Annotated in this window: 24 protein-coding genes; 13 read left to right on the forward strand and 11 right to left on the reverse strand. The window is 56.3% G+C overall.

The window, feature by feature from the left end:
* Nucleotides 1–235 precede the first annotated feature (235 nt).
* From ACJJID_RS16180 to cysK, 3 genes are all read right to left on the reverse strand, one after another.
* On the reverse strand, nucleotides 236–439 hold the full coding sequence (locus ACJJID_RS16180; protein ID WP_444920370.1) for a hypothetical protein: 204 nt from the start codon (nucleotides 437–439) through the stop codon (nucleotides 236–238).
* Nucleotides 440–529: 90 nt separating this feature from the next.
* Nucleotides 530–1,369: a 3'(2'),5'-bisphosphate nucleotidase CysQ gene (gene cysQ, locus ACJJID_RS16185; protein WP_444920371.1), complete on the reverse strand. Its 840-nt coding sequence runs from the start codon at nucleotides 1,367–1,369 to the stop codon at nucleotides 530–532.
* Between the two features lie 37 nt (nucleotides 1,370–1,406).
* The gene (cysK, locus tag ACJJID_RS16190) at nucleotides 1,407–2,324 is read right to left on the reverse strand and encodes a cysteine synthase A (RefSeq protein ID WP_444920372.1); all 918 of its coding nucleotides are present in this window, start codon (nucleotides 2,322–2,324) and stop codon (nucleotides 1,407–1,409) included.
* 311 nt (nucleotides 2,325–2,635) lie between these two features.
* On the opposite strand from cysK, the gene ACJJID_RS16195 reads away from it, so the two are divergent.
* The 11 genes from ACJJID_RS16195 (at nucleotide 2,636) to ACJJID_RS16245 (ending at nucleotide 12,951) form a co-directional block, all read left to right on the forward strand.
* Complete coding sequence (locus tag ACJJID_RS16195; RefSeq protein WP_444920373.1) at nucleotides 2,636–3,310, forward strand: lysoplasmalogenase; 675 nt, start codon at nucleotides 2,636–2,638, stop codon at nucleotides 3,308–3,310.
* Nucleotides 3,311–3,390: 80 nt separating this feature from the next.
* Entirely contained in the window at nucleotides 3,391–4,068 is a 678-nt protein-coding gene (gene yrfG / locus ACJJID_RS16200; RefSeq protein WP_444920374.1) for a GMP/IMP nucleotidase, read from the forward strand.
* A gap of 48 nt (nucleotides 4,069–4,116) precedes the next feature.
* Nucleotides 4,117–4,494: an RNA-binding S4 domain-containing protein gene (locus ACJJID_RS16205; RefSeq protein ID WP_444920375.1), complete on the forward strand. Its 378-nt coding sequence runs from the start codon at nucleotides 4,117–4,119 to the stop codon at nucleotides 4,492–4,494.
* 88 nt (nucleotides 4,495–4,582) lie between these two features.
* Nucleotides 4,583–6,073: a S1C family serine protease gene (locus tag ACJJID_RS16210; RefSeq protein WP_152455581.1), complete on the forward strand. Its 1,491-nt coding sequence runs from the start codon at nucleotides 4,583–4,585 to the stop codon at nucleotides 6,071–6,073.
* A gap of 28 nt (nucleotides 6,074–6,101) precedes the next feature.
* A complete protein-coding gene (locus tag ACJJID_RS16215) occupies nucleotides 6,102–6,539 on the forward strand; it encodes a DUF4124 domain-containing protein (RefSeq protein WP_444920376.1) in 438 nt (145 codons plus the stop codon).
* 121 nt (nucleotides 6,540–6,660) lie between these two features.
* Nucleotides 6,661–7,539, forward strand: a complete 879-nt coding sequence (gene hslO, locus ACJJID_RS16220) for an Hsp33 family molecular chaperone HslO (RefSeq protein WP_444920377.1) — start codon at nucleotides 6,661–6,663, stop codon at nucleotides 7,537–7,539.
* 280 nt (nucleotides 7,540–7,819) lie between these two features.
* On the forward strand, nucleotides 7,820–9,367 hold the full coding sequence (locus ACJJID_RS16225) for a phosphoenolpyruvate carboxykinase (RefSeq protein WP_444920378.1): 1,548 nt from the start codon (nucleotides 7,820–7,822) through the stop codon (nucleotides 9,365–9,367).
* A 211-nt stretch (nucleotides 9,368–9,578) separates the two neighbouring features.
* On the forward strand, nucleotides 9,579–10,271 hold the full coding sequence (locus ACJJID_RS16230; protein ID WP_444920379.1) for a hypothetical protein: 693 nt from the start codon (nucleotides 9,579–9,581) through the stop codon (nucleotides 10,269–10,271).
* Between the two features lie 3 nt (nucleotides 10,272–10,274).
* The gene (locus tag ACJJID_RS16235) at nucleotides 10,275–10,985 is read left to right on the forward strand and encodes a D-Ala-D-Ala carboxypeptidase family metallohydrolase (RefSeq protein ID WP_444920380.1); all 711 of its coding nucleotides are present in this window, start codon (nucleotides 10,275–10,277) and stop codon (nucleotides 10,983–10,985) included.
* Nucleotides 10,986–11,065: 80 nt separating this feature from the next.
* Entirely contained in the window at nucleotides 11,066–12,178 is a 1,113-nt protein-coding gene (locus ACJJID_RS16240) for an AI-2E family transporter (RefSeq protein WP_152455593.1), read from the forward strand.
* A 233-nt stretch (nucleotides 12,179–12,411) separates the two neighbouring features.
* The gene (locus ACJJID_RS16245) at nucleotides 12,412–12,951 is read left to right on the forward strand and encodes a peroxiredoxin (RefSeq protein WP_444920381.1); all 540 of its coding nucleotides are present in this window, start codon (nucleotides 12,412–12,414) and stop codon (nucleotides 12,949–12,951) included.
* Between the two features lie 60 nt (nucleotides 12,952–13,011).
* Here the strand turns inward: ACJJID_RS16245 and ACJJID_RS16250 are convergent, their stop codons facing one another.
* The 5 genes from ACJJID_RS16250 to glnA form a co-directional block, all read right to left on the reverse strand.
* Nucleotides 13,012–13,344 (reverse strand): PAS domain-containing protein, encoded by a 333-nt coding sequence (locus tag ACJJID_RS16250; RefSeq protein ID WP_444920382.1) that lies wholly within the window; start codon nucleotides 13,342–13,344, stop codon nucleotides 13,012–13,014.
* 124 nt (nucleotides 13,345–13,468) lie between these two features.
* On the reverse strand, nucleotides 13,469–14,875 hold the full coding sequence (gene ntrC / locus ACJJID_RS16255; protein ID WP_444920383.1) for a nitrogen regulation protein NR(I): 1,407 nt from the start codon (nucleotides 14,873–14,875) through the stop codon (nucleotides 13,469–13,471).
* Nucleotides 14,876–14,878: 3 nt separating this feature from the next.
* The gene (gene glnL, locus ACJJID_RS16260; protein WP_444920384.1) at nucleotides 14,879–15,961 is read right to left on the reverse strand and encodes a nitrogen regulation protein NR(II); all 1,083 of its coding nucleotides are present in this window, start codon (nucleotides 15,959–15,961) and stop codon (nucleotides 14,879–14,881) included.
* A gap of 350 nt (nucleotides 15,962–16,311) precedes the next feature.
* The gene (locus tag ACJJID_RS16265; protein WP_444920385.1) at nucleotides 16,312–16,962 is read right to left on the reverse strand and encodes a DUF4124 domain-containing protein; all 651 of its coding nucleotides are present in this window, start codon (nucleotides 16,960–16,962) and stop codon (nucleotides 16,312–16,314) included.
* Nucleotides 16,963–17,180: 218 nt separating this feature from the next.
* Nucleotides 17,181–18,587, reverse strand: coding sequence for a glutamate--ammonia ligase (gene glnA / locus ACJJID_RS16270; RefSeq protein WP_152456470.1), 1,407 nt, complete (start codon nucleotides 18,585–18,587; stop codon nucleotides 17,181–17,183).
* A gap of 319 nt (nucleotides 18,588–18,906) precedes the next feature.
* Between glnA and thiI the strand changes: the two genes are divergently transcribed.
* Complete coding sequence (gene thiI / locus ACJJID_RS16275; RefSeq protein WP_444920386.1) at nucleotides 18,907–20,391, forward strand: tRNA uracil 4-sulfurtransferase ThiI; 1,485 nt, start codon at nucleotides 18,907–18,909, stop codon at nucleotides 20,389–20,391.
* Between the two features lie 320 nt (nucleotides 20,392–20,711).
* Here the strand turns inward: thiI and ACJJID_RS16280 are convergent, their stop codons facing one another.
* The 3 genes from ACJJID_RS16280 to ACJJID_RS16290 are packed head-to-tail and all read right to left on the reverse strand — an operon-like array spanning nucleotide 20,712 to nucleotide 23,328.
* A complete protein-coding gene (locus ACJJID_RS16280) occupies nucleotides 20,712–21,206 on the reverse strand; it encodes a TlpA family protein disulfide reductase (protein WP_444920387.1) in 495 nt (164 codons plus the stop codon).
* 2 nt (nucleotides 21,207–21,208) lie between these two features.
* Nucleotides 21,209–22,591, reverse strand: coding sequence for a TonB-dependent receptor plug domain-containing protein (locus ACJJID_RS16285; RefSeq protein WP_444920388.1), 1,383 nt, complete (start codon nucleotides 22,589–22,591; stop codon nucleotides 21,209–21,211).
* Entirely contained in the window at nucleotides 22,519–23,328 is an 810-nt protein-coding gene (locus ACJJID_RS16290) for a TonB-dependent receptor plug domain-containing protein (protein ID WP_444920389.1), read from the reverse strand. Before ACJJID_RS16290 ends, ACJJID_RS16285 begins: the two co-directional genes overlap by 73 nt.
* A 279-nt stretch (nucleotides 23,329–23,607) precedes the next feature.
* On the opposite strand from ACJJID_RS16290, the gene typA reads away from it, so the two are divergent.
* On the forward strand, nucleotides 23,608–25,416 hold the full coding sequence (gene typA / locus ACJJID_RS16295) for a translational GTPase TypA (RefSeq protein ID WP_444920390.1): 1,809 nt from the start codon (nucleotides 23,608–23,610) through the stop codon (nucleotides 25,414–25,416).
* Nucleotides 25,417–25,524: the final 108 nt, after the last annotated feature.

Genomic DNA, 25,524 nt, shown 5'->3' on the forward strand with positions numbered 1-25,524 from the left:
TATGGCAAGTAAAATCAATTATTTCCCCAATGCAATTAATCCTGCGCAACGATTCTTACTACCCAGAGAAAATATAAAGAGAAAACCATTCATACTCGGATTAAATTTCTGGATTTAAATTGAAATACATTTCGGGGAATTGCACGTTTTCCTGGAATACGTATTAGAGGAATGGATAAAATACGATTGCTGTTGAAAGATATAAAAACGATATGTTGTGAGATTGACAGGAAAATTAGCGCGGCATTCTTCCGAGAAGCGCCCGGCGGGAAAAGATCATGCCATCTAGCGTGCGCCGCAGGGATTGTTGATTTTCCGATTCGGAATCTGCCAAAGCTTCTTGTTGCCGCTGTAACCAGGCAATTTCCTGCTCCAGCTCTCTGCGCAAACAGCGAATTTCATTGGGATCGAGCGCTTTGCTGCTCACCTGGAGAGGCATGGTCCGGCCTTTTAAGCTGGTGAAAAAGTTGTTTAGAAAATAAAGGAAGAGAATAATTTTCGCCCCCACCGAAGTGAGGGCGAGGCAAGCTTAGTTTACAGGGGACTCTGCAATGAGCAAATCCTGCCAGTCGTAAGATGCATCACCGATTACATAGAAAAATGGATTCAGCAATGAGTCTTTACGGTTGTAACGCAATAGCTTGAAGGAATCGTCCACCACGATGCCACCAGCAGCCTCAACCACCGCCTGGGCCGCGGCTGTATCCCACTCACAAGTGGGCGCGAGTCGCGGATAGAGATCAGCATCCCCCTCAGCCACCAGACACAGTTTGAGAGAGCTACCCATATTTTTACAAGCCACCGCACCAAGCCTGGATTCGATACGCTCTACCAATTGATCCACGGCACCGGCACCATGACTGCGGCTGGCAACCAGTTCCACCGCTTCGCCTGCCTCCAGGCGCGGCTTCAGTGGGCGCACGCGAATTTCGGTATCCCCAGACTCGGTGCGTTTAAAGGCACCATCGCCCTTGCCTCCGGCATAGGTGATACCCAATACCGGCACATGTACCACCCCCAGCACGGGCTCACCATTCTCAATAAGAGCCACATTTACCGTGAATTCGCCGTTGCGGCGGATAAATTCCTTGGTGCCATCCAGCGGGTCCACTATCCAGTAACGCTGCCATTGGCTGCGCTCGGCAAATGACGGCATTTCCTGCTCTTCGGATAATACCGGCACTCCCTCAATCAATCGCGCCAGAGCCGGCGCCAAGATTTTGTGGGCCGCCAGGTCGGCAGCAGTCACCGGCGAATCATCCGCTTTAGTATCCACCTCCAGCTCAGCGCTGCTGTGGTAAACCTCCAGAATTGCCTCGCCGGCGTTTTTGCAGATAGCAATCACCTGCTCCAATAATGCCTTATTCATTAAAACTCCCTTACTTTCAGCTGGTGAGTATAAGGCTTCACGCGGAAAAGAGGTCTTTTACAGACAGATAACGCTCACCGCTGTCATAACTGAAAATCAGCACACGGCTGCCTGGGGCGAACTCGCCCTCGCGTTTTTTCAATGCCGCCAGACTGGCACCGGAGGAAATGCCCACAAAAATTCCCTCCTTCAAAGCGCACCTGCGCGCCATCTCGAAACTGTCTTCCCCACTCACCAAAATAGTGCCGTCGAGCATCTTGGTATTGAGCACTTCAGGAATAAACCCAGCCCCAATCCCCTGCAGTCGGTGCAGGCCTTTATCGCCACCGCTGATCACTGGAGAATTTTCTGGCTCGACAGCAAAGACCTGCAATTTGGGGAAGGACTCCTTAAGCACTTCACCGCAACCGGTAATATGGCCTCCGGTGCCAACACCGGTAATCAAATAATCGAGTCCCTCGGGGAAATCTGCGAGGATCTCTCTGGCGGTGGTCTCGCGATGCACCTGGACATTGGCGCGGTTGCAGAACTGCTGTGGCATCCAGCTATTTTCATGCTGCTTCAGCAGTTCCTCGGCCTTGGCAATTGCACCGCCCATGCCCTGCTCCTTAGGAGTGAGAACTAACTCTGCACCCATGGCTTTCATTACTTGGCGGCGCTCCATCGACATGGATTCCGGCATAGTGAGAATCAGGCGATAGCCCTTCACCACCGCTACCATGGCCAGACCAATGCCGGTGTTGCCGGAGGTGGGTTCGATAATCACACCACCGGGCTGCAAAGCGCCGCGGCGCTCTGCATCCTCAATCATCGCCAGGGCAATACGGTCCTTGATACTGCTGCCGGGGTTAAAGCGCTCCACTTTCATCCACACCTCGATATCCGGGCGGAACAGGTGGTTGATGCGCACATGGGGGGTATTGCCGATGGTTTCCAGAATATTGGCTGCCTTCATCGATGAAGCTCTCCGTTATTGACTCTCCCGGCAGACAGCAGCCTGCCGACAAATAATTTCCTGTGCGCAGATAGTAACCCAGATGTGCACTGCCCCAAGAGACCCACAAGAAAATCCAAGTGACACAACATGCGCGTAAACCTCCCTGCAAATAGTCGCCGTCATCAACAGGGGCTGGTTTTCGGAGCTTGTTTCACGCAGATCTATGAATTTATGGCGACCCGGTTGGTGGCAACACTTCTTTGTGCCACATTTAGTTAGTGGCTAGCTTCATTCCAATAACCATAAAAACCAGTATTAAAGGCGCTGCTATGAATCCGAATATGACCTCCGATGCCCGTGGTGCAAACCACACAAGTCCATTTATGCCCACCGCATTTTTTTTCTTTGCCGCTGTTTTTATGCTGCTCGATGGTTTGGCGATTCAAGGGCTGTGGATGGCTTCGCTGAAAGCACTGCCAATCGCCATACTTGCCCTGATGGCCATGCGCCATCTAGAGGGGCTCAGCCGCAGCCTGACACTGGCGGCCCTGGCTTTTTCCGCACTCGGCGATGTGCTATTGGAAATGACATTTGCCCAGCAGTTTATCTTCGGCCTGGGCGCCTTTCTGGTGGCACAACTCCTTTACGCGGCTAATTTCCTACGCTGTGCCGACTTCCGCAATCGCCGCAGCCTGATACGTATCCTACCGGTGATTTTGGTCGCAGTGGGACTGGCCCGTTGGATACTTCCCGCTGCGGGAGAGCTGGCGCCAGCAGTGCTTCTTTACTTACTTGCCATTGTCGCCATGGCGCTTGGCGCCGGGGCTCACCGGGGCAATTCCGGGCTGCTATTCGCCGGCGCACTCACTTTCATGCTGTCCGACACGTTGATCGCCGTTAACAAATTTATTGCACCGCTACCCTTGGCCGATACGGCAATTATGCTCACCTATTACGGCGCTCAGATTGCCATCCTGTACGGCATACGCCGCGCCCAGGCATAATGCCAACCTTCATACTGGGGATATGTTGGGAGAACTACACTTTGGCTTCCCACCCCACCACTGAGAGGTAGACAGGCCCCATGCTCGACTGGCGAAGTATCGACACCGTGCTGCTGGATATGGACGGCACCCTGCTGGATTTGCACTACGACAACCACTTCTGGCTCGACCACCTGCCCAAACGCTACGCCGAGGTACACGGCCTCGACCCCGAGCGGGCCCAGGTGGAACTGCAGCGGGAAATCGATGCGCGCCGCGGCACCCTGGAGTGGTACTGTCTGGATTTTTGGGCGGAAACCCTGAGGCTGGACATCCTCGCGATACTGCGCGAGATCGAGGAGCGCATTGCCCTGCGCCCCCACACCGAGGCCTTCCTGCAAGGGCTGCGGCAACTGCGCAAGCCCACATACCTGGTCACCAATGCACACCGCCACGGGCTCGATCACAAGCTGCAAATCACCGGCCTCGAGCACTGGTTTGACGACATCATCTCCTCCCATGATTATGGACACGCCAAAGAGAGTGAGAGCTTTTGGCATGCCCTGCGCGAGGAGGTGGCTTTCGATCCCGGGCGCACCCTGTTTATGGACGACAACCAGAGTGTACTGGCCGCCGCACAGGATTACGGCATTGCCCACCTGCTGTGTATCCGCCAGCCGGACAGCCGCGGACCCAAACGGGAGATCAGCGACTTCCCGGCGATTCACCACTTCGATGAAATTATGTCGCTGCAACACAGCAGCAAAACGCAGCAGTAATAAGCCCGTATAACCCGGGCCCAAGTTTATATTGATCAACAGGATTCGATGGAAAAAGTACGTATCGACAAGTGGCTCTGGGCCGCACGCTTCTTCAAGACTCGCAGCATCGCCAAACAGGCTATCGAAGGCGGCAAGGTGCACGCCGATGGACACAGGGTCAAAGCCAGTAAGGACCTCACCGTTGGTGCGCTCTTAAGTATTCGCCAGGGCTGGGACCTGATTGAAGTGGAGGTTATCGACCTCTCTGACCAGCGCCGCGGCGCCGAGGTCGCCCGCACCCTCTACCGCGAGACCGAGGACAGCATTGCCCGACGCGAAAAGGAGCGCAGTGAGCGCCAGGCGGCCAATGCCGGAATCCAGCGCGAGCGTCCCAATAAAAAACAGCGCCGCCAGATTCACCGCTTCCTGCGAGAACAGGAGTAGCGGCAAATGACAAAATTGGTGAAATTTCCGCCATTTTTATCTATAGCTGCTAAACTGCCCCCACTTAACCCGATAGAAAACAGCCACGATGAAACGACTGATCGCCATCTCTTTGCTGCTTTTGCTCGGAGTGCAGACGGCCCTCGCCGATAGCCGTGAACACGAGCAACTCAAGCGTTCGATTATCAAGATTTACACCACAGCCGCTGCTCCGGATTACTTCAATCCCTGGGCACTGCTGAACCCCAAGCAGCTATCCGGCTCCGGTGCGGTAATCCGCAACAAGCAGATACTCACCAATGCCCATGTGGTAGCCAATGGCAGCTTTATTCAGGTTCAGCGCCATGGCGATGCCAAGAAATTCCGCGCCCGCGTAAAGTTTATCTCTCACGATGCGGATCTGGCCCTGCTCACCGTGGACGACGACAACTTCTTCAATGACACCCGTCCCCTAACGCTAGGCAAACTGCCAGACCTACAAGAAGAGGTCACCGTGTACGGCTACCCCATCGGCGGCAAGTCCCTGTCGATTACCCGCGGCGTGCTGTCCAGAGTGGAACATCAGTACTACGCCCACGCCGAGAGCTTCCTGATGGCCGGCCAAATCGATGCGGCCATCAACCCCGGCAATAGCGGCGGCCCGGTGATCTCCGGCGGGCGTATTGTCGGTGTGGCCATGCAGACCAACCAGAGTGCCGAAAACCTCGGTTACTTCGTTCCTCCCAGCGTAATCGCCCACGTACTGGAAGATTCCGAAGACGGGGAGCACCAGGGCTTCCCCGAGCTGGGCGTGGTCACCCAGAGCCTGGAGAGCCCCTCCATGAAGAAGGCGGCCGGTCTCGATGAAGACCAGGACGGCGCCATGATCGTCAAGGTCTTTAGCGACTCCCCCGCCGCTGAGATTTTCCAGCCCGGCGACGTACTGCTCGAAGTGGATGGCTTCGAGGTCGCCGCCGATCGCACCGTAGAGTGGCGCGAGAACCAGCGCACCAATTACCACTACGCTGTAGACCGCCACCATGTCGGCGACAAACTGCCGGTCCGTTTCTCCCGCAATGGCGAAGAGCAGACCGCGCAAGTGGCCTTAGCGGCCGCACCGCCCTCACGTGCCCTGGTGGTGGGTGAACAGTTCGATCGACAACCGCGCTACTACATCTATGGCGGCGTGGTCTTCGTACCCCTGAACATGAATCTGATCAAGCGCTGGGGCAAGAGCTGGCACTCCAAAGCGCCAATCGATTATCTCTATGCGCGCAACCAGTGGGGCGAAGAAAGCCGGCGCGAGCTGGTGGTCGCCCTCAAGGTGCTGCCCGCCAACGTCAACCTGGGTTACCACGACTGGAAGAACTGGATTATCGATTCGGTGAATGGCCACAATGTCGCGGACTTCGATGAGTTTGCGCAGCTGATGGAAACCAACAAAGAAAACTTTGTGGAGCTGCGCGACCGCTCCGGCTACCGCATGGTGCTGGATCACGCCGAAGCCCAGGAACAGGAACCGCTGATTCTGCAGACTTACCATATCCCCCAGCGCCACTCGCAGGGGCTGTTCAGCAGACTGGCCAATAAAGAGGAGTAAGGCCCGCAGTATGGGCTAGGGAGAAGCCGTGAAACAACTGAGAGGAATCCTATTCGGCAGCCTGCTAGTGGCTGCCAGCACCAGTGCCGGTGAACTCTACCGCTGGGTCGATGCCGATGGGCGGGTACACTTCAGTGACCGCCCACCTGCAGAGGTCAAGGCCCAGGATATCTCCGGGCAACTGGGCCCGATCAATGCCGCTGAGGCCACCAGGAAACGACCGAGCCTGACCACCTCCGGAACCACCAGCGCAGATCGCGAATTCCAGCAGCGTCAGCAAAAGGAACAACGGGCGCAGCAGCAGGAACAGCAACGCATTTGCAGCAATGCTCGCCAGCGCCTGCGCTCGATCAATGGGCGCGTGGCCTTTATCGACAAGAATGGCAAAGAGGTGCGTTATTCAGAGCGCGAGCGCCAGCAGATGGCCGAAAAGCTCAAGCAGGAGATCGCTCGCCGCTGCGGCTGAGGCGCACCCCATCCCCAACGCCGGCATCCCACTTGCCGGCGCCATAATTGTCCGGGCCGGCTACCATTTAGACATATCCACCTCTAAAATCCCGCGGTTTTAATACCGAGGCACTCGATCTATGTCCGATCAGCTGGAACGCTTTATCTTTTCCCAACACGATATTCGCGGGCAGATGGTGACCCTCACCGATGCCTACCGCGAAGTGCTGAAGCACAATCCACTGCCGACTCCGGTAGCACATCTGCTGGGAGAGTTTCTCGCAGCCGCCTGCCTGCTCTCCACAACTCTGAAGTTCGAGGGCATATTGAGCCTGCAGGCCCGCGGTGAGGGCGATGTGCCGATGATTATGGCCGAGTGCACCCACCACAGCGATCTGCGCGGCATAGCCCGTATCGCCGAGGGCGCACAAATCAGCGAGGACGCCAGTCTGATGGACATGATCGGCCCCCGCGGCGTCATCGCCATCACCCTGGAACCCAAGCGCGGGGAGCGCTACCAGGGGGTGGTGCCTCTGGAGAAGGGCAGCCTGGCCGGGTGCCTGGAGGATTACTTTGCCCAGTCGGAGCAGCTGGAAACACGCTTCTGGCTGGAGTGCGATGGCAGCAACGTGGGCGGCATAATGCTGCAGGTTTTACCCGGCAATAATGCCGCCAGTGCCGAAGAGAATAGCGACGCCTGGGAAACCGCCCTGCACTTGGCAAACACCGTGACCGCCCAGGAGCTCTACGATGTACCCCACGATGAGCTGATTCACCGCCTGTTCCACCAGCTGAAACCGGCTACCCTGGGCACCGACAGTATCCGCTTCAAGTGCAGCTGCTCGCGGGAGCGCAGCGCGCGTGCCCTGGTTTCCCTCGGCGCCGAGGACGTCTACCGATTATTGGAAGAGCAGAACGGTGAAATTATCAGTGATTGCCAGTTCTGTAACGCGCAGTACCGCTTTGATCGGGAGCAGGTCGAATCTCTGCTCAATGCACCGCCCCATACCCTGCACTAGAGAAATCGTCGCCGGTGAGGAGCTCTCTCCGCCGCCGGTGACACCCTCTTTTTCGCACAAAAATTCATATAATCTATAGGGTAAAAATACTACATAGATTGCATGAATTTAAAACGCTCTAATTTGCAATGACAGCGCTGTCAAAGCGCAAAAAGTGATCGTGTTTGCTATCCGCTTATTTTGAATTTTGCCATAATGCGCCCCCCTAATTTTGCCTGGCTGTCTAATACTTGGGCGGCCCTAATTTTTTTACTATCCAACATTCACGGGTAATCGACGAATGGCACAGATCGACGACACCGCGCTGGTTTATAAGAACCTTTCACCAGCACAATTGGTAGAGCAGGCTCTTACGCGCGGCGAGGGCAAACTTTCCGACACCGGCGCGCTGGTCACTGAAACTGGTGCCCGCACCGGCCGCTCCCCGGCGGACCGCTTTGTTGTGGAAGAACCCTCCACCGCCGACAGCATCGCCTGGGGCAATGTGAACCGCCCCTTCCCGCAGGACAAGTTCGATGCCCTGTGGGACCGCGTAGAAGCGTTTGTCGCCGGCGCCGACAGCTTTGTACAGCAGCTGCACGTTGGCCAGGACGAAGATCACTACCTGCCGGTTGTCGTAACCACCCAGACCGCTTGGCACAACCTGTTCGGCCGCAACATGTTTATCCGCGCCGAGAAGTACAACCCCAAAGGCAAGGAAGAGTGGCGCATCCTGCACGCGCCTAACTTTGTGTGTGAGCCTGAGCGCGACGGTACCAACTCCGAAGGCTGCGTTATCATCAACTTCGGCCAGCGCCGTGTGCTGCTGGCGGGCATGCGCTACGCCGGTGAGATGAAGAAGGCCATGTTCTCCGTGCAGAACTTCCTGCTGCCGGAAAAAGACGTTATGCCCATGCACTGTGCCGCCAACGTTGGCGAAGACGGCGATACCTGCCTGTTCTTCGGCCTGTCCGGCACCGGCAAGACCACCCTGTCCGCAGACCCCGAGCGCTACCTGATCGGCGATGACGAGCACGGCTGGAGCAAGGGTGCAGTATTCAATATGGAAGGTGGCTGCTACGCCAAGACCATCGACCTGAGCCAAAAGAATGAACCGGTAATCTGGGACGCTATCCGATTCGGCGCTATCGTCGAGAACGTAGTGACCAACGAAAACGGCACCGCCGACTACTGCGACACCAGCCTCACCGAGAACGGCCGCTGCTCCTACCCGCTGGAGCACGTTGAAATGCGCCAGCTGGAGAACCGCGCCGGCGAACCGAAGAACGTTATCTTCCTCACCTGCGATGTATCTGGCGTACTGCCTCCGGTATCCATCCTCTCCAAAGAGGCTGCGGCATACCACTTCCTGTCCGGTTACACCGCGCGCGTCGGCTCTACCGAGCTGGGTGCAGAGGCTGGTATTCACCCGACTTTCTCCACCTGCTTCGGCGCCCCGTTTATGCCCCGTGCCCCCCGTGAGTACGCGGACCTGCTGATGAAGCGTATCGAGGACTTCGGCTCCAAGGTATACCTGGTGAACACCGGTTGGACCGGCGGCTCTGGCGACAACGGCAAGCGCTTCCCGATCCCGGTTACCCGCGCTGTGGTAGCCGCTATCCAGAGCGGCGCCTTAGAAGGCGCTGCCACCGAGCACCTGGAAACCCTGAACCTGGATATTCCTCTGGAAGTACCGGGCGTCGACAAGGCCTACCTGAACCCGCGCGAAGCCTGGGAAGACAAGGCCGCCTACGACGACCAGGCCGGTAAGCTGGCCAAGCTGTTCGCCGAAAACATTGAAAAATTCAATGTCAGCGATGAAGTGAAAAGTGCCGGCCCCAAGGCCTAATGCCTTTTAAGTAGCCTTCTTTAGAAGCACAAAAAAGCCCCGCTGCCGCAAGGTAGCGGGGCTTTTTTATTTGCCTTTTCTTAAGCGGAGCGGCATTTAAGCAGCGTGTCGATTTTTGCGGCTATAGTGTTTAAAGAAGCGCCGACGAAATAGACGTCCGTGCGCAGACTTACACGTCTCAGGCCAAATTTCGGAGCTGTAGCCGCACCCCATGTCTGAAGGCAATTCCTTTACTCGCTTCAGGACACTCTACCCCCACCAGCCTCCCGGCCGGCGCACCAACTTTGTTGTGGTGGCCAGCCTGACCCTGCTACTTGCTGGCGTGCTAGCGGCCCTCTGGTTGTGGCTGTGGTTCAAGTCGCAGGAAAAACCCTATGTGGAAACTCGCGGCTATCGCATCGCCAGCGAAGAGAGTTTCGAGAGTTTTTTGCGCAGTAACGACAACCGTGCACGGGTGCAGGCACTCAGTGACTACCTGCAGAGCCAGGGAATAGGCGAAGTCACTGCGGTAAGTGATCTTTTGCGCCAAGGTAGCGAATGGCTGGAAATTGAGAAGCCCCCCTTCTCTCTCCCCCCGCAAGATCAGTGGCCCAAAATAGTCGCCACCCTAAAGCTACTGCAGGAGCAGATTGTGCCTCTGATCGGCCCGGTCGCGGTGGTCACCGGGTTCCGCAATGACAGCTATAACCGCGAGCTGGAGCACACCGATAAATCCCGTCACCGGGCGTTCTGCGCCCTCGACCTGATTCCAACATCCCATATCAGCCACGGTGAACTTGTGGAAGAGCTGCAAGCCCTGCACGCGCGCCTGGGGCCAGAAAGTAATTTCGGCCTGGGTCTCGGTGAAGGACTGCTCTTTCATATCGATACCTGTGGCTATCGCTCATGGCAACTGGTGGATTGAAGCATGGCTATACAAGACAACAGTAATCGTCAATCAGGCATCTCTCGAACCCGGCGCCGCTGGCTACTCCTTCTCGGTGGGCTGCTGCTCATCGCCATTATGATTGCGCTGCTATTCACTTCGGAGAAAACGCGCGATTTGGGCGAGCGAATCCTCAGTCCCATTGAATTACTGCCACTACCGGGAACCCCAGAGGTTTACGATATCCAGGGATACCCTGCAGCCTCAGAGCGGGTCTTTAGCCGCTTTCTCAAGCAGAAGGAAAACCAGGCTCTATTTGCCAAGCTAAAGAATTACCTGCACATCAATCGGGTGGACCAGGTAGTAGCCCCCTTTGAACTCCTGCGCCAGGGCAGCGACTGGCGAGATCTGGATGAACCTGCCTTCGCTATTCCGCCGGTGGAAAACTGGGGATTAATGATTTACACCCTGAGGGTGCTGCAACGGGAAATAGTGCCACGCATCGGCCCCGTTACCGTAGTCTCCGGCTGGCGTACCACCAGCTACAACAGTAAGGCCGGCGGTTCCAAAGGCAGTAAGCATTTGCGCTTTTGCGGCCTGGATATAGTGCCGCAGAAAAAATTCACCCGCGAGCAATTAGTTCCTGTCCTGAGAGATATCCACAAACACAAAGGCAAGCAATGGAATATGGGGCTGGGCATTTATAAAGGTATTCGCTTTCATGTAGACACCTGTGGTTACAGGCGCTGGTAAATCCCCCTTGCTTCTGCTTAGATAGATCGCAAATTAGGCGCCCGATACCACAGGGCTTTGCAGAAGTAGAGGGAGTTCCAGTGCAGGAAAAATTAGAAAGGCGCTCATTTATTCTTTCGCTGATCTTGGTGTCAGTGGCTTTTATGGTGCTGATTAAACCCTTCTTCACACCAATTTTTTGGGCTTGTGCTATCGCCCTCATTTTTTATCCCGTGTACCGCCTATTAATGCAGCGCTTTCCCAGCTCTCCCAATTCCATGGCGCTGCTGACCCTTTTTATGTGCATCGTGTTATTGGTGATACCAGTATTGGTGGTGGCCACCTCCTTTATCAATGAAGCGGTAACGCTTTATCAGAAGGTGCAGGAGGGACAAATTGATGTATCTAAATCCCTAGAACAGGTACGCAGCGCCTTTCCGCGCGTCAACGATTTCCTTGAGGGTATCGGTGTAGATATCGACGAGGCCAAGAAGCGTTTACTTGGCGGGGTAATGAATGCTGGCAGTTTTATTGCAAAAAACGCAATAGAAGTGGGGCAGAACACTGTCAATTTTTTTGTCATGCTCGGCCTGATGCTCTACCTCACTTTCTTTTTAATTCGCGATGGGGAGAGACTGGTCAACTTGATTATTCACGCACTGCCACTTGGTGATGAGCGTGAGCACCTGCTACTGGCTAAGTTTGCCGAAGTCACCCGAGCCACTATTAAAGGCAACCTGGTAGTCGCAATTACCCAGGGAAGCCTGGGCGGCATTATTTTCTGGGTACTCGATTTGCCCGCCCCCCTGTTGTGGGGTGTGTTGATGACCCTATTATCGTTACTGCCCGCCGTTGGTGCGGCACTGATCTGGTTTCCTGCGGCGATCTATCTGTATGGGGTTGGCGAGCCAGTCAAGGCCACCATACTACTGGCCTACGGATTTACCGTAATCAGCCTGGTGGACAACTTGCTGCGCCCCATTTTGGTAGGGCGGGATACCAAGCTGCCAGATTACCTGGTGCTGTTTTCCACCGTGGGCGGCCTAATACTGTTTGGCATCAGTGGCTTCGCCATGGGCCCTCTGCTAGCCGCATTGTTCCTCGCTTTCTGGGAAATCTTTATGCGGGAGTTTGTCCACCCGGAAGATATGCTGATGCCACCGAAACCCGAAGGCAACGATATGCTGATGCAGCCAAAGAAAGATAGCGAGTAATTTGAGATCACTTTCTTTTTTTACGCTATTTAACCGCGCTGTCGAAACCTGAACTCGGTGTACTGCAGCGCTTTCGAACAGTACTTGAGCTGACTCATAGTGTGAGCACTGGTCAGTCATATTTGGTGAAGATGGAAGATGCGGCAGGTCTTAGCCATATAAGCGTCATATACTGATGTGAGGCACACAATGGCAATAGATTAGACGCCACTTTTGCCAGAGCGGATGTCCCTATGAAATATTGGTTAACCCTGATTGTCGCCACCATGCTCAGCTTGCCGCTGATGGCACTGGAAGTCGGGCAAAAAGCGCCCGACTTCACCTTGCGGGGCACAGATGGAAAGACGCACTCGCTGAAAGACTATGTGGGCAAGACCGCGGTGGTTATCGCCTGGTATCCCAGGGCTTTTACCAAAAACTGCACAATAGAGTGCAAATCCCTGGCTAAAAACGGTGACCAAATCCGTGCCTTTAACGTCACCTACTTTATGGCCAGCACCGATAAGCTCGACGAAAATGTCCGATTCTCTGAATACAATTCCGCCGACTTCCCCCTGCTCAGCGACCCCACGGGAGAGGTTGCGAAAGCCTACGGTGTACTCATTCCTATTATCAAACTCGCCCGGCGCGTCACTATTTATATCGGCAAAGATGGCAATATTCTAAAAATCGATAAAGATATCAATCCCGCCACCAGCGCAGAGGATATCGCCAGTAATCTGGCCAAACTTGGCGTGGAGAAAACAGAAAATGCGGAGAGGGTAAAACAGTAATCCGCATGCAAGCCCGGTCGCCCCTGAACCGGATTCATAAGGCAGATTACAGTACTTCTCTCAGTCACTAATAAACGAAATGCCGAAGCAGCACTGCTGCCCTTCAAAGTCGTCGAGCCACTTGCAAACACTCAAGTTGGCCCTGCCCTCAGAGGATTTATCGATAAATTCATGAGAATAGATGGGATCTCCTGAGGCGAAGACCTTTAAGTCATCATCTCGTAATTCCACAGCGTTATCCGACCAGGGCAGCTGCGCATCGGTCTTGCCTTCCACTTCCTCACCGGCCAACTCACAAATTTTACGATTTCCCCAGAGATATTTTCCCTGCCGGTCTTTTACCCAAAACAGGAATGGCACTTTTTCAACAACAGAAAGCTCTTCAATTTTCACAAAAACTCTCCCTTATCGTTTCAATAATAAGAGCTACAAATTCACGCTAATGAGAATTTTAGGTGCTGAAAAGAATATTTCCTTTTTTGGCTTCTCTATTTTTTTGCCGATTAAAAGCCCGAAATTACTCTCCGTTCATCCCCAATTCCTTCAACTTCCTCGTCAGGGTGTTGCGTCCCCAGCCAAGCAGATCCGCAGCATCGCGCTTGCGCCCGGCGGTGTGTTTTAACGCGATTTCTATCAAAGCTTTTTCGAAGGCGGGTACGGCTTCGCTGAGAATTTCCTTGCGTCCGGCGCTGAGCGCTTGATCGGCCCAGATGCGCAAGGCTTTTTGCCAGTCCAGCGGTACTTCGGTCTCATTGCTCTGCTGGTGCAATTCTTGCGGTAGGTCTTCGATATGCACTTCGCGGCCAGAGGCCATTACGGTAATCCAGCGACAGGTGTTTTCCAGCTGGCGTACATTGCCGGGCCAATCGAGGCCGGAGAGATATTCCTCGGCATCTTTACTCAGAATTTTTGGCTCTACACCGAGGTCTGCGGCGGCGGCATTGAAGAAGTGGCGCACCAGCCGCGGAATATCCTCGCGCCTGTCCGCCAGGCGCGGGATGTGAATTCGAATCACGTTCAGACGGTGGAATAAATCCTCGCGGAATTTATGCTCGCGCACCAACTCTTCCAGATTCTGGTGGGTGGCGGCAATGATACGTACATCCACTTTTACCGGAGTATGACCACCAACCCGATAAAACTCCCCATCCGCCAGAACACGCAGCAGCCGGGTCTGGGTCTCCGCCGGCATATCGCCAATTTCATCTAAAAACAGAGTGCCGCTATTGGCCTGTTCGAAGCGACCGGCCCGCTGGGCGCTGGCGCCGGTAAAGGCGCCCTTCTCATGCCCGAACAGTTCGGACTCCATCAGGTCTTTGGGGATGGCGGCCATATTGAGGGCGATAAACGGCTTGTCACGGCGGGGGCTGTGGTTGTGCAGGGCCTGGGCCACCAGCTCCTTACCAGTTCCCGATTCGCCATTAATCAGCACGGTGATATTTGAATGGGACAGGCGTCCAATAGCGCGAAATACTTCCTGCATGGCCGGCGCTTCGCCGATGATTTCTTTGTTACCGGTGCCATTATCCGGCTCAGCCCGTTCTTCCTGGACCTGCTCCTTGGCGTGCGCCAATGCGCGCCGTGTGACTGCTACAGCCTCATCGATATCGAAGGGTTTGGGTAAGTATTCGAAGGCCCCACCCTGGTAAGCAGCAACCGCACTGTCGAGATCGGAGTGCGCAGTCATAATAATGATTGGCAGGCCCGGACGCTCCGCCTGAAATCTTTCCAGCAATTTAAAACCATCGGAACCGGGCATGCGAATATCGCTGATCACTACATCCGGGGAGTCGCTATAAAAATCATCCAGGGCGCGATCGCCGCTCTCGTAGCACTGGGTCTCAATCCCCTCTCGCGACAGCGCCCGCTCCAGTACCCAGCGGATTGATCGGTCGTCGTCAATAATCCAAACGCGATTGCCCATTCTCTAGGTTCCTGTATTGGCTGATTCGGTAACAAGTGGCAGGTAAATCTGGAAGACACTGCGACCCGGTCGGCTGTCGCATTTAATTAGGCCACGGTGCTGGTTGATAATATTTTGCGAGATAGACAACCCCAGTCCCGAGCCCTCGGCACGACCGGAAATCATCGGGAAAAAAATGCGCTCGCGGATCTCCTCGGCAATGCCAGGGCCGTTGTCTTCAATTTCGATACGGCAAACCAGCGGGCAGTGGCGTCGACCAATGGTGAACTGGCGCTGCACGCGCGTGCGCAACACGATTTCCCCATTGGCGAGGCCGATGCTCTCATCAATGGCCTGCATGGCATTGCGGGCGATATTCAACAGGGCCTGGATCAACTGCTCTGGGTCTGCCGGCACATCGGGAATCGAGGGATCATAATCCCGGCGAATTTGCAGCTGCCCCCCGCATTCGGCCTCGACCAGTTGTGCCACCCGCTCGAGTATCTCGTGCACATTGCTGGGCACCAGTTGTACTGGCTGGCGGGGCCCCAGTAGTCGATCGACCAGATTACGCAGGCGATCCACCTCTTCGATGATGATCTGGGTGTACTCTTCGAGGGAGGCGTCAGGCAGTTCGCGCTGCAGTAACTGTGCGGCACCGCGAATCCCGCCGAGGGGATTTTTCACCTCGTGGGCCATGCCTCGCACCAGGTTGCGTGCGGTTTCCTGAGTGCTGAGCAGTGCATCCTCACGGGCAATGCGCAGCAGGCGATCCATCGGCTGCACCTCCACCAACAACACCCCCAGCTCCGGCACCGGGCTCACGGAGTAATCCACGGTCCGCGTTTTCAGGTTATGCAGGCGCCAGCGGGCGCGACGCACGGTGAACTTTTCCCCGGTGAGGAGCGCGTTGTGCAGCGCCTTTTCTGCGGCGACGGACTCCCGCACTACCTCCTGCAGTGGCATACCCTCGACCCGCGCACTGGAGGCAGCCAACAGATCCTCAGCGGCATTATTCAGGTAGCAAAGCAATAACTGGTCATCCAGTACCAGTACCGCTGAAGTAAGACTGTCTAAAAGCTGACGCAGCTGGCGATCATTAAGCATTCAATCGTTTCCGCTTTCTAACGGGCCCGGGCACTCTCCTGCGTCCGGCGCGATAACCCCTTGTCTCTAGCCAGTGCAAAAAGCAAACCAAAATGGCGCACAGAATTATCGGGGGGCGCGCCCAGAGGCCCCAGGGTTCTCCCCAACCTCCAAGCGTGCACGACCATGAGACTGGTTAAGCCGCCGCAGGCACAGGCAAAACTGCTGAGACAAAATCGTGTGCGCACCATATTAGTGCGTAGAGCAAAATTTAACCAGGCGGATCTGGGGTGGAAGCCACCGCCGCAAAAAAAGTTATTTGCAGTGGCGGCATGTAAGGAAGCCGCTTAAGGAGCGGCTAAGGCAGTGGATCAGGGAGTGGGCTGAGCCTGGGGAATACCCGGTCCCAGCGGAGCCTTGGGAGCTTGCGGTGCACGCGGCGCCGGGTTATCTGGCAGCTTGCCGCCAGGGCGTTTCACATAGAGCGTAATCACTTGGGATTTGGCCAGTACCTGGCCGTTGGCATCGGTAAGTATCGCCTGCACGGTGTGGGTACCCCGCTCGAGCAGGGAGATATCCAGGCCCGCTCCCGAGGAGCGACCACTCCAGGGCTTGCCATCCACCACTGCAAAGAAACTCGCCCCTTCCGGGTACACCGGCTGCACATCCACCTGCAGCGGGATAAAACGCTGCCCAGGAGGGATGGTGGCGTCATTTAAGGGGCTCACTATCTGAATAGAAAACGGGCCAGAATAACCGTCCTTGGCCTTGTCACTTTCATCTTTTGGCGACAGCTTGCGGGTCGGCAGGGTCCGCGGCAGAGCGATTGGCTGTACATTAATTGGGGCCAACTCGACCTTTTGCGCCTGCCCATTGGGGGGCGGCGTATCGCTGAACGTCACCTGGCCATCGGGGCCGACAACCTTGTAAATGGTACTGGAGGTGGTTCCGCCATCGGTGCCGGCGAGGGCCAGCAGGGGAACGGCAAGAAAAAGTGCCTGCAACAGTTTTAAATATCCCATAGCTCAATCAGCCGCGAAGCGGTACTCCTTGTGCTTGCCTACAAACGGGCTCCAATCTGCAGAGGGGCAGGCTTTCTAATCCACAAACGCTGTATCGGCCACAGACGGCGAAAGTAACCCCCTCAACCGACAGTGTACCCCCAATAAAAAAGCCCGCACCAGAGAGGGGCGGGCTTTTCGAGAACGGCTCGGCGGCATCGGCGTGATGCCGCTCGCCATTACACGGAGTAGTACATATCGAACTCAACCGGGTGAGTGGTCATGTTCAGGCGCTCAACCTCGGCGCGCTTCAGGTCAATGTAGGCATCGATAGCGTCGTCGGTGAATACACCACCTTCGGTGAGGAAGGCGCGATCCTGATCCAGTGCATCCAGGGCACCTTCCAGGCTGGCGGCAACAGTCGGGTACTCGGCCAGCTCTTCCGGCGGCAGGTCGTACAGGTCCTTGTCGGCAGCGTCGCCGGGGTGGATCTTGTTATTGATACCGTCGAGGCCCGCCATCAGCAGCGCTGCGAACGCCAGGTATGGGTTTGCGGTCGGATCCGGGAAGCGGGTCTCGATGCGCTTGCCCTTCGGCGAAGTCACATACGGGATACGGATGGAAGCGGAGCGGTTGCGCGCGGAGTAGGCCAGGATAACCGGGGCTTCAAAGCCAGGCACCAGGCGCTTGTAAGAGTTAGTGGATGCGTTACAGATCGCATTCAGGGCGCGCGCGTGCTTCACGATACCGCCGATGTAGTAAAGGGCGGTTTCGGACAGGCCCGCGTAGGCGTCGCCGGCAAACTGGTTGACGCCGTCCTTGGTGAAGGACTGGTGTACGTGCATACCGGAACCGTTATCGCCTACCAGCGGCTTGGGCATAAAGGTTGCGGTCTTGCCGTAGGCGTGCGCTACATTGTGCACGGCGTACTTGAGAATCTGTACTTCGTCCGCTTTCTTGGTCAGGGTGTTGGCGGCAACGCCGATCTCACACTGGCCGGCAGTGCCCACTTCGTGGTGGTGCACTTCAACGCGCAGGCCCATCTGCTCCATGGCGGAACACATGGCGGCACGCACGTCGTGCAGGGAGTCAACCGGAGGCACCGGGAAGTAACCGCCTTTCACACCGGGGCGGTGACCGATATTGCCCTCGGCAAAGCTGTGGCCGGAAGACCAGGCTGCCTCTTCGGAGTTGATCTTGTAGAAGGCGCCGCCCATTTCGGCACCCCAGGTAATGTCGTCGAATACGAAGAACTCGGGCTCGGGACCGAACAGTGCGGTATCGCCCAGGCCAGTGGACTTCAGGTACTCTTCGGCGCGCAACGCGATGGAACGCGGGTCGCGCTCATAGCCCTGACCGGTGATCGGGTCGACGATGTTACAGCGAATAATCACGGTGCTTTCGTCGGTGAAGGGGTCGAGGAAAGCGGTCTCGTCATCCGGCATCAGGATCATGTCGGACTCGTTGATGCCTTTCCAGCCAGCGATAGAGGAGCCATCGAACATCTTGCCCTCTTCGAAGAACTCGTCGTCAATCTCCGACACGGGCACAGATACGTGCTGTTCTTTACCCTTGGTGTCGGTGAAGCGCAGGTCTATCCACTTAGCCTCACTCTCATTAATCAAACCGAGCGTTTTCGCTGACATTGCTGTCCTCCAGGTCTTAAAAAGTATTTGGTCGCTATGCCTTTGCTGCCGGCATTCGCTCTTTACCTGGCGTGAAATAAAGCAAAGAGTGTGCCAAATTAGGGCAGTGGCGTCACAGCCGCGACTGGTGCCGGTGCGGGCCCCAGCACTGGGCCGACTGGGGCAGGATAGATGTATTGTGGCCGTGCAGCCACAGCTAAATGCACCAATTTGGCACATTTGCTCTCCTGCTCGCGCAGAAACAGTGCACAACCAACTTGCCTCCGGCTAGTTTATAATGCCGCACCTTCTATCAACATGCGGTACCCCACGGATTCCCATGCACTTTGTCGTCAAGTTTTTTCCCGAGATCACCATCAAGAGCAACCCGGTGCGCAAACGTATGTCGCGCCAGCTCAAGGACAACCTACAGCGCCTGCTGCGCCAGCTGGACGACCGAATCCAGGTGCGCAAAGACTGGGAAAAGATCGATGTGATCGCCCCGGATGCCGTGGCCCACCTTGGCAGCCGCATCGAAGAGGTGCTCTCTCACACCCCCGGCATCGCCAACTTCTCCCGCGTGCGCCAGTTCCCCCTGGGCGACCTGCACGATATGTACGAGAAGACCCTGTCGGTGTGGGGCCCCGCCCTCAAGGACAAGACCTTCTGTGTGCGGGTAAAGCGCACCGGCGACCACGACTTCAAATCTCTCGATGTGGAGCAGTACGTGGGCGGCGGCCTCAATAAAAATACCGAAGCGGCCGGGGTGAAACTGAAAAACCCGGACATCACGGTGAAGCTGGAGATCCGCCACGACAAGCTCAACGTGGTCGAGGAACAGCATGCCGGCCTCGGCGGCTTCCCCCTGGGCACCCAGGACCCGGTGCTGTCGCTGGTTTCCGGTGGTTTCGATTCCACTGTGGCCAGCTACCTGACCATGAAGCGCGGAATCCGCACCCACTTCCTGTTCTTCAATCTGGGCGGACGCCAGCACGAGCTGGGCGTTAAGGAAGTGGCCTACTACCTGTGGAACAAATACGGCGCCTCCCACCGGGTGCGCTTTGTTACCGTGCCCTTCGACGAAGTAGTGGCAGAAATCCTCGAGCGCGTGGATGACTCCCATATGGGCGTGATTCTCAAGCGTATGATGCTGCGCGCCGCAGACGTTATCGCGAAAGAGCTGGAAGTGGATGCCGTGGTAACCGGTGAGGCCATCGCCCAGGTTTCCAGCCAGACCCTGAAAAACCTGTCCGTGATCGATAGCGTCACCAACACCCTGGTACTGCGCCCGCTGATCACCAGCGATAAGACCGATATCATCCGCACCTCACGGGAGATCGGCACCGAGGAATTCGCCGCAAATATGCCTGAATACTGCGGTGTAATTTCAGTGAAGCCCACCACCCGCGCCAAAATTGAGAAAGTGGAATCCGAGGAGAACCGCTTCGACTTCACCATCCTCGACCGCGCCATTGGCAACCGTTCGATTCAGAATATCGACGAGGTGATCGAAGAGGTGGACGGCGAAGCGCCGGAAGTGGAAATCCGCGAGGAGGCCGGCAACGCGGTAGTCATCGATATCCGCCACCCGGATGAAGAGGAGATGGACCCGCTGGAGCTAGAGGGCGTCGAAGTAGAGACGATCCCCTTCTATCGCCTCAATAACGGCTTTGCCAAGCTGGATCAGGAGCGCGAGTACCTGCTCTACTGTGCCCGCGGCGTGATGAGCCGCCTGCATGCCTCCCACCTGCTGGACGAGGGCTTCCGCAATGTAGGCGTGCTGCGCCCACAGATCCCGCACCGTCCCGACGGTATCAAGAAGTAGCAGTCATTGCCTGGCGCGGGCAGAGCTGTCGCCCGCGTCCTTCTCGCTTTCTTCTCGCGTTCTTCACCAGGTCGCCATTCTGCACACGACCGGTGATCTTTTACTCAAAATCACTCCCAATTGTCATGCGGCCCCCCTATAATCGCCGCCTTTGGCAAAGCTTGGAAATAGCGTTTTACACTCGCGCCAGAGGCACCCCAGCTGGAGCATCAACGCCGGGCAGCTTAGGGATAAGCAGTGAAAGCGCCCCAAAAGCCTCGAAGCTTCGACTCCGAATTTATCTTTATAGCCGGATAGCCGGGAACCTGGCCCGCAATAACTTAACCCTCACAAGTGACCGCTAAGCGCTCTGCCAATACCAGCCGCAACTTCTCCTGCGACATAAAGCCCCTCAGCCAGCCTCCGGGCGCGCCGGAGCGGTTGATCAGTAAAGTGAAAGGGGTGGCGGGAATGGAGCCCACCTTATCGAGCAGCTTGCTACTCACCTGAAAGGCGGGGAAGTTCGGACGCAACCTGCGGTATTCCGCCAGCAACGCCCGGCGGGAGCCATTGGTACCCACTGCCAGGGGCTGAAACTGGCTGGGGCACTGGGCTAAAAGCTGATTGAGCGCCCTGACCTGGCGAAAACACCAGGAGCACTCGGGCTCAAAAAACACCATCACAGTCGCCTCTCCCTGGTATCGCAAAAGATCGATCCGCTCGGGGCTAGCGAGACTTCTCAACTCCAAGTCCAGCAGTGATTCTCCCTGCGCAACATAAGAAGCAGCCGGTGCACACAGGGTAAATAGGACTAGCCACAGGAAAAAGCAGCGCACGACTACAGATTCCAGTCAAAGCCCAGGTAGAACTCCCGACCGCGCAGCGGGCCGTAGATATAAGCAACATCGTAAGCGCCTGTGGCATCCCAAAACAGCGGCGATTCGGCCCTGTTAACCTGGGTGTAGTCGGTGAGATTGTTGCCGCCAACGTAGACGCTCAGATTTTCACTGACGTCGAAGGAGGCTTTCATATCCACCGTCCAGTAGCCTTCCGCTGTCAGGCTTTTCTGCTCTCCATTGGGCTGGTTGTAGCCCTCATAACCGTAGTCTTGCAGATCCCGCTGGCCCACCCAGCTGGCGCTGGCGTAAACCATCCAGGGCCCGTTACCGTAGTCCAAGCTCAGTAGGGCGCGCTCTTCCACCGGAGCGATAGCGTAGGACTCCTTGAAAACCCGGTCATAGGCGTAGCGCTCCAGGGTAAGGCCGAACTTGAGGGCCTCATTCAGCTTGTAGCCGAGACTGATATCCCCGGCGCTAACCGCAGCATCTTCCTGCATTTGCGCCAGCAGCGGGACGCCGGCTTCCGTTTCACTCAGTGCGGCCAGGTGCTCAACTTTTGTGTGTGCCAGTGACAGAGTGCTACTCAAGCGCTCACCCTCATAGCTCAGCGCATAGGTACTTGAGAGGGATCTTTCCAGTTTATCGACCGCAATGGAAAAGCCATCACCGGCATCGAGAATCCCGTGGTCCGTTTCAAAGAATGACAGCGGCGCCCGATAGCCTCGCCCGAATGCCAGCCGCGATGTCCACTGATCATTGTGCAGATAGCGCATATCGATGCGTGGAACCAGTAGGGTCTCTTCAATTTCGGTGCCGGGTTTCTCCTCGGCCATAAAGTCGGCGCGCACCGTATCCAGACGCACGGCGGCGGACACCTCCAGTTTTGGCGAGACTTGCCAGGTATCCTGCAGGTACAGGCCACCGGTGCGGTAGTCGAAGCTGTCCTCCACATAGTTGGCACTCTCTGCCCCGGCAACAGAGTCGGAGCGCATGGCCTCATCGCGCATGTCTGCCCCAAAAGTCAGGGTATGCTCCTCATTCACTAGCAGATTATTACGCAGGTCAAAATAAAAGAGGCGATCGGTAGCGGTGTAGTCAAAACCCTCGTAGAAGGAATCCTGCTGGTGTTCAGACCAAGCCAGGGTGAGCATGGCATTGTAATTTTCATTGAATTCGCGCAACCAGTTGGCAGAAGCATCTGTGCGCTCTGTATCAATCCACTCGGTGGTTTCCCAGGGCTTGCCGATATACTCATCGCGCACATCATCATTGACAAACAGGTGCTCGGATTCGATACCGTCGTAACCACTCAGCACTTCACCGATGGAGTAGCCCTGGGGACCACCAAAAATAGTGGAGTCGGTGTAAGCCAGCCGCAGCACCAGATTATCGCGCTCGTTGAAATCATGGGAGATACGGCCGACATAGCTGGCGTTTTCCTGGAGGGGGCTTCGCTGACGCCATTGTCGTCGTTATCGGCCTGGTGATGCTTGTCGTTTTGATATAGCAGGCTGGTGCGGGTGCGGTCGTCATCGCTGACATGGCTGCCCATCATGCCCACGAAGAAACTGTCATTATCCTCCCAGGAGGCATTGAAGCTGACAGCACTTTCCTGCGGCTCCTTGGAAATCACATTGATAGTGCCGCCTATGGCCTCGGGGGCGAGCAGCGAGGCTCCGGCACCGCGCGCCACTTCGATGCGCTCCACGCCGGTGGTGGCAAGAGCGTCCACCGCATAATAACCAGCCATCATGGTGTGCAGAGGAATGCCATCGGTGAGGATAGTGGAATGCTCACCGCGCATCCCGTTTAACATAATGCGCTTGACGCCGCACATGGAGCACTCGTTCGAAACCCTCACACCGGGGGATTTCTCAATGGCCTGGGTCAGGTTGACCGCCTGCATCGCCTTGATTTGAGATTCATCCACCACTTCGGTTTTTTGGATGGCATCCAGCAGTGTACCTGCGTCGTACAGGCGCTGACGCACTCCCACAACCACCGTCTCTTCGATAACGTCGCTCCGGGGCCCCTCAGCCAGCGGGCCAGCCGCAAAGGCCGTCGGCAGGGCCGCAGCAAAAATAGCGGATGACAGCACGGTGTGACGATAAACAGACATGGTAATCTCCGGAATCCCAATTCAATTTGATTTACATATGCAAATGTTAATCATTATCATTTTGTTTTCCATCCTCCAATAGAGGTATAAAACCTTCAATAGCCGATCTACCCACTCGCAAACCCCATCCACTAATAGAGACCGGTGATTTTTTACTCAAAATCACTCCCAATTGTCATGCGGCCCCCCTATAATCGCCGCCTTTGGCCGGAATGCTGCTGTAGAAACCCCGCAGGCCCCCGCCCCGATTTACCAAGATTTAACGCCCAGAGGCCCCCAGTGATAGAGAATCTGCGCAATATTGCGATTATTGCCCACGTAGACCACGGCAAAACCACCCTGGTGGACAAGCTGCTGTCCCAGTCCGGCACACTCGACCGCCGCGACGAAGGCGCCGAGCGGGTCATGGACTCCAATGACCAGGAGAGAGAGCGCGGCATTACCATCCTCGCCAAGAACACCGCCATTCGCTGGAACGACTACCGCATCAATATCGTGGACACCCCAGGGCACGCCGACTTCGGCGGCGAGGTAGAGCGCGTACTGTCCATGGTCGACTCCGTATTGCTGCTGGTAGACGCGGTGGACGGCCCCATGCCGCAGACCCGCTTCGTTACCCAAAAGGCGTTTGAGCAGGGCCTCAACCCCATCGTGGTGATCAACAAGATCGACCGCCCCGGCGCACGCCCCGACTGGGTAATGGACCAGGTCTTCGACCTGTTCGACAGCCTCGGCGCCACCGATGAGCAGCTGGACTTCCCGGTTGTCTACGCCTCCGCCCTGAACGGCATCGCCGGCCTCGACGACACCGAACTGGCCGACGACATGACCCCGCTGTTCCAGATGATCGTGGACAAGGTAGAGCCGCCCAAGGTAGACCCGAAAGGCGCTTTCCAGATGCAAATTTCCGCCCTGGATTACTCCAGCTATGTGGGCGTTATCGGCGTTGGCCGTATTACCCGCGGTACCCTGACCCCCAACCAGCAGGTGGTAGTACTGGATCGCGAAGGCAAATCCCGCAAGGCCAAGGTTCTGCAGGTGATGGGTTACCTGGGCCTTGAACGTACCGAGGTAGAGCAGGCCAGCGCCGGCGATATCGTCTGTATTACCGGTGTGGGCGAACTGAATATCTCCGATACCCTGTGCGACCCGGACACCCCTGAAGCCCTGCCCGCCCTGAGCGTGGACGAGCCCACCGTGAGCATGACCTTCCAGGTCAACGACTCTCCCTTTGCCGGTCAGGACGGCAAGTTCGTCACCTCGCGCAATATCAAGGAGCGCCTGGATCAGGAGCTGATCCACAACGTGGCCCTGCGTGTGGAGCAAGGAGATTCCCCAGACAAGTTCCGCGTTTCCGGCCGCGGTGAGCTGCACTTGTCGGTACTGATCGAAACCATGCGTCGCGAAGGCTTCGAGCTGGGCGTCTCCCGCCCGGAAGTGGTGCAGAAGGAAGTGGACGGCGAGATCCAAGAGCCCTACGAAGAGGTGGTGATCGACGTTGAAGACCAGCACCAGGGCCCGATTATGGAAGAGTTGGGTCTGCGTAAGGCCGAACTGACCAATATGGAGCCGGACGGCAAAGGCCGCGTTCGCCTGACCTTTATCGTGCCCTCCCGCGGCATGATCGGTTTCCGCAACCAGTTCCTGACCCTGACCAGCGGCTCCGGCATCATGACCAGTATCTTCGACCACTACGGCCCAGTAAAACAGGGTGAAGTGGCCAAGCGCATCAACGGCGTGCTGGTATCCATGGTAAACGGCAAGACTCTGGCCTATGCATTGTTCGCCCTGCAAGACCGCGGACGCCTGTTCCTCGGCCACGGCGAAGATATCTACGAAGGCCAGGTGATTGGTATCCACTCCCGCGGCAACGACCTGGTAGTGAACCCCACCAAGGGCAAGCAGCTCACCAATATCCGTGCCGCCGGTACCGACGAAGCCCTGACCCTCACTCCGCCCATCCGCCACACCCTGGAGCAGGCGCTGGAGTTTATCGAAGAGGACGAGCTGGTTGAGGTGACTCCCAACCATATCCGCATACGCAAAAAAATCCTGCAGGAAAATATGCGTAAGCGCACGAAGAAATAATTAAAATTTTCTTCAGCTAAAAAGGGCCCTTCAGGGCCCTTTTTTGTTTTTACTTTTGGCGACAAGCTGCATTTAAAATTTAAGCAAGTTGAAAAAATGCTTTATTCG

The sequence above is a fragment of the Microbulbifer sp. CnH-101-G genome, assembly GCF_052466775.1.

Coding starts and splice junctions, on each gene's coding strand:
- ACJJID_RS16180 (WP_444920370.1), bottom strand. CDS start 439: ATGCCTCTCCAGGTGAGCAGCAAAGCGCTCGATCCCAATGAAATTCGC.
- cysQ (WP_444920371.1), bottom strand. CDS start 1,369: ATGAATAAGGCATTATTGGAGCAGGTGATTGCTATCTGCAAAAACGCC.
- cysK (WP_444920372.1), bottom strand. CDS start 2,324: ATGAAGGCAGCCAATATTCTGGAAACCATCGGCAATACCCCCCATGTG.
- ACJJID_RS16195 (WP_444920373.1), top strand. CDS start 2,636: ATGAATCCGAATATGACCTCCGATGCCCGTGGTGCAAACCACACAAGT.
- yrfG (WP_444920374.1), top strand. CDS start 3,391: ATGCTCGACTGGCGAAGTATCGACACCGTGCTGCTGGATATGGACGGC.
- ACJJID_RS16205 (WP_444920375.1), top strand. CDS start 4,117: ATGGAAAAAGTACGTATCGACAAGTGGCTCTGGGCCGCACGCTTCTTC.
- ACJJID_RS16210 (WP_152455581.1), top strand. CDS start 4,583: ATGAAACGACTGATCGCCATCTCTTTGCTGCTTTTGCTCGGAGTGCAG.
- hslO (WP_444920377.1), top strand. CDS start 6,661: ATGTCCGATCAGCTGGAACGCTTTATCTTTTCCCAACACGATATTCGC.
- ACJJID_RS16225 (WP_444920378.1), top strand. CDS start 7,820: ATGGCACAGATCGACGACACCGCGCTGGTTTATAAGAACCTTTCACCA.
- ACJJID_RS16230 (WP_444920379.1), top strand. CDS start 9,579: ATGTCTGAAGGCAATTCCTTTACTCGCTTCAGGACACTCTACCCCCAC.
- ACJJID_RS16235 (WP_444920380.1), top strand. CDS start 10,275: ATGGCTATACAAGACAACAGTAATCGTCAATCAGGCATCTCTCGAACC.
- ACJJID_RS16245 (WP_444920381.1), top strand. CDS start 12,412: ATGAAATATTGGTTAACCCTGATTGTCGCCACCATGCTCAGCTTGCCG.
- ntrC (WP_444920383.1), bottom strand. CDS start 14,875: ATGGGCAATCGCGTTTGGATTATTGACGACGACCGATCAATCCGCTGG.
- glnL (WP_444920384.1), bottom strand. CDS start 15,961: ATGCTTAATGATCGCCAGCTGCGTCAGCTTTTAGACAGTCTTACTTCA.
- ACJJID_RS16265 (WP_444920385.1), bottom strand. CDS start 16,962: ATGGGATATTTAAAACTGTTGCAGGCACTTTTTCTTGCCGTTCCCCTG.
- glnA (WP_152456470.1), bottom strand. CDS start 18,587: ATGTCAGCGAAAACGCTCGGTTTGATTAATGAGAGTGAGGCTAAGTGG.
- thiI (WP_444920386.1), top strand. CDS start 18,907: ATGCACTTTGTCGTCAAGTTTTTTCCCGAGATCACCATCAAGAGCAAC.
- ACJJID_RS16290 (WP_444920389.1), bottom strand. CDS start 23,328: ATGTCTGTTTATCGTCACACCGTGCTGTCATCCGCTATTTTTGCTGCG.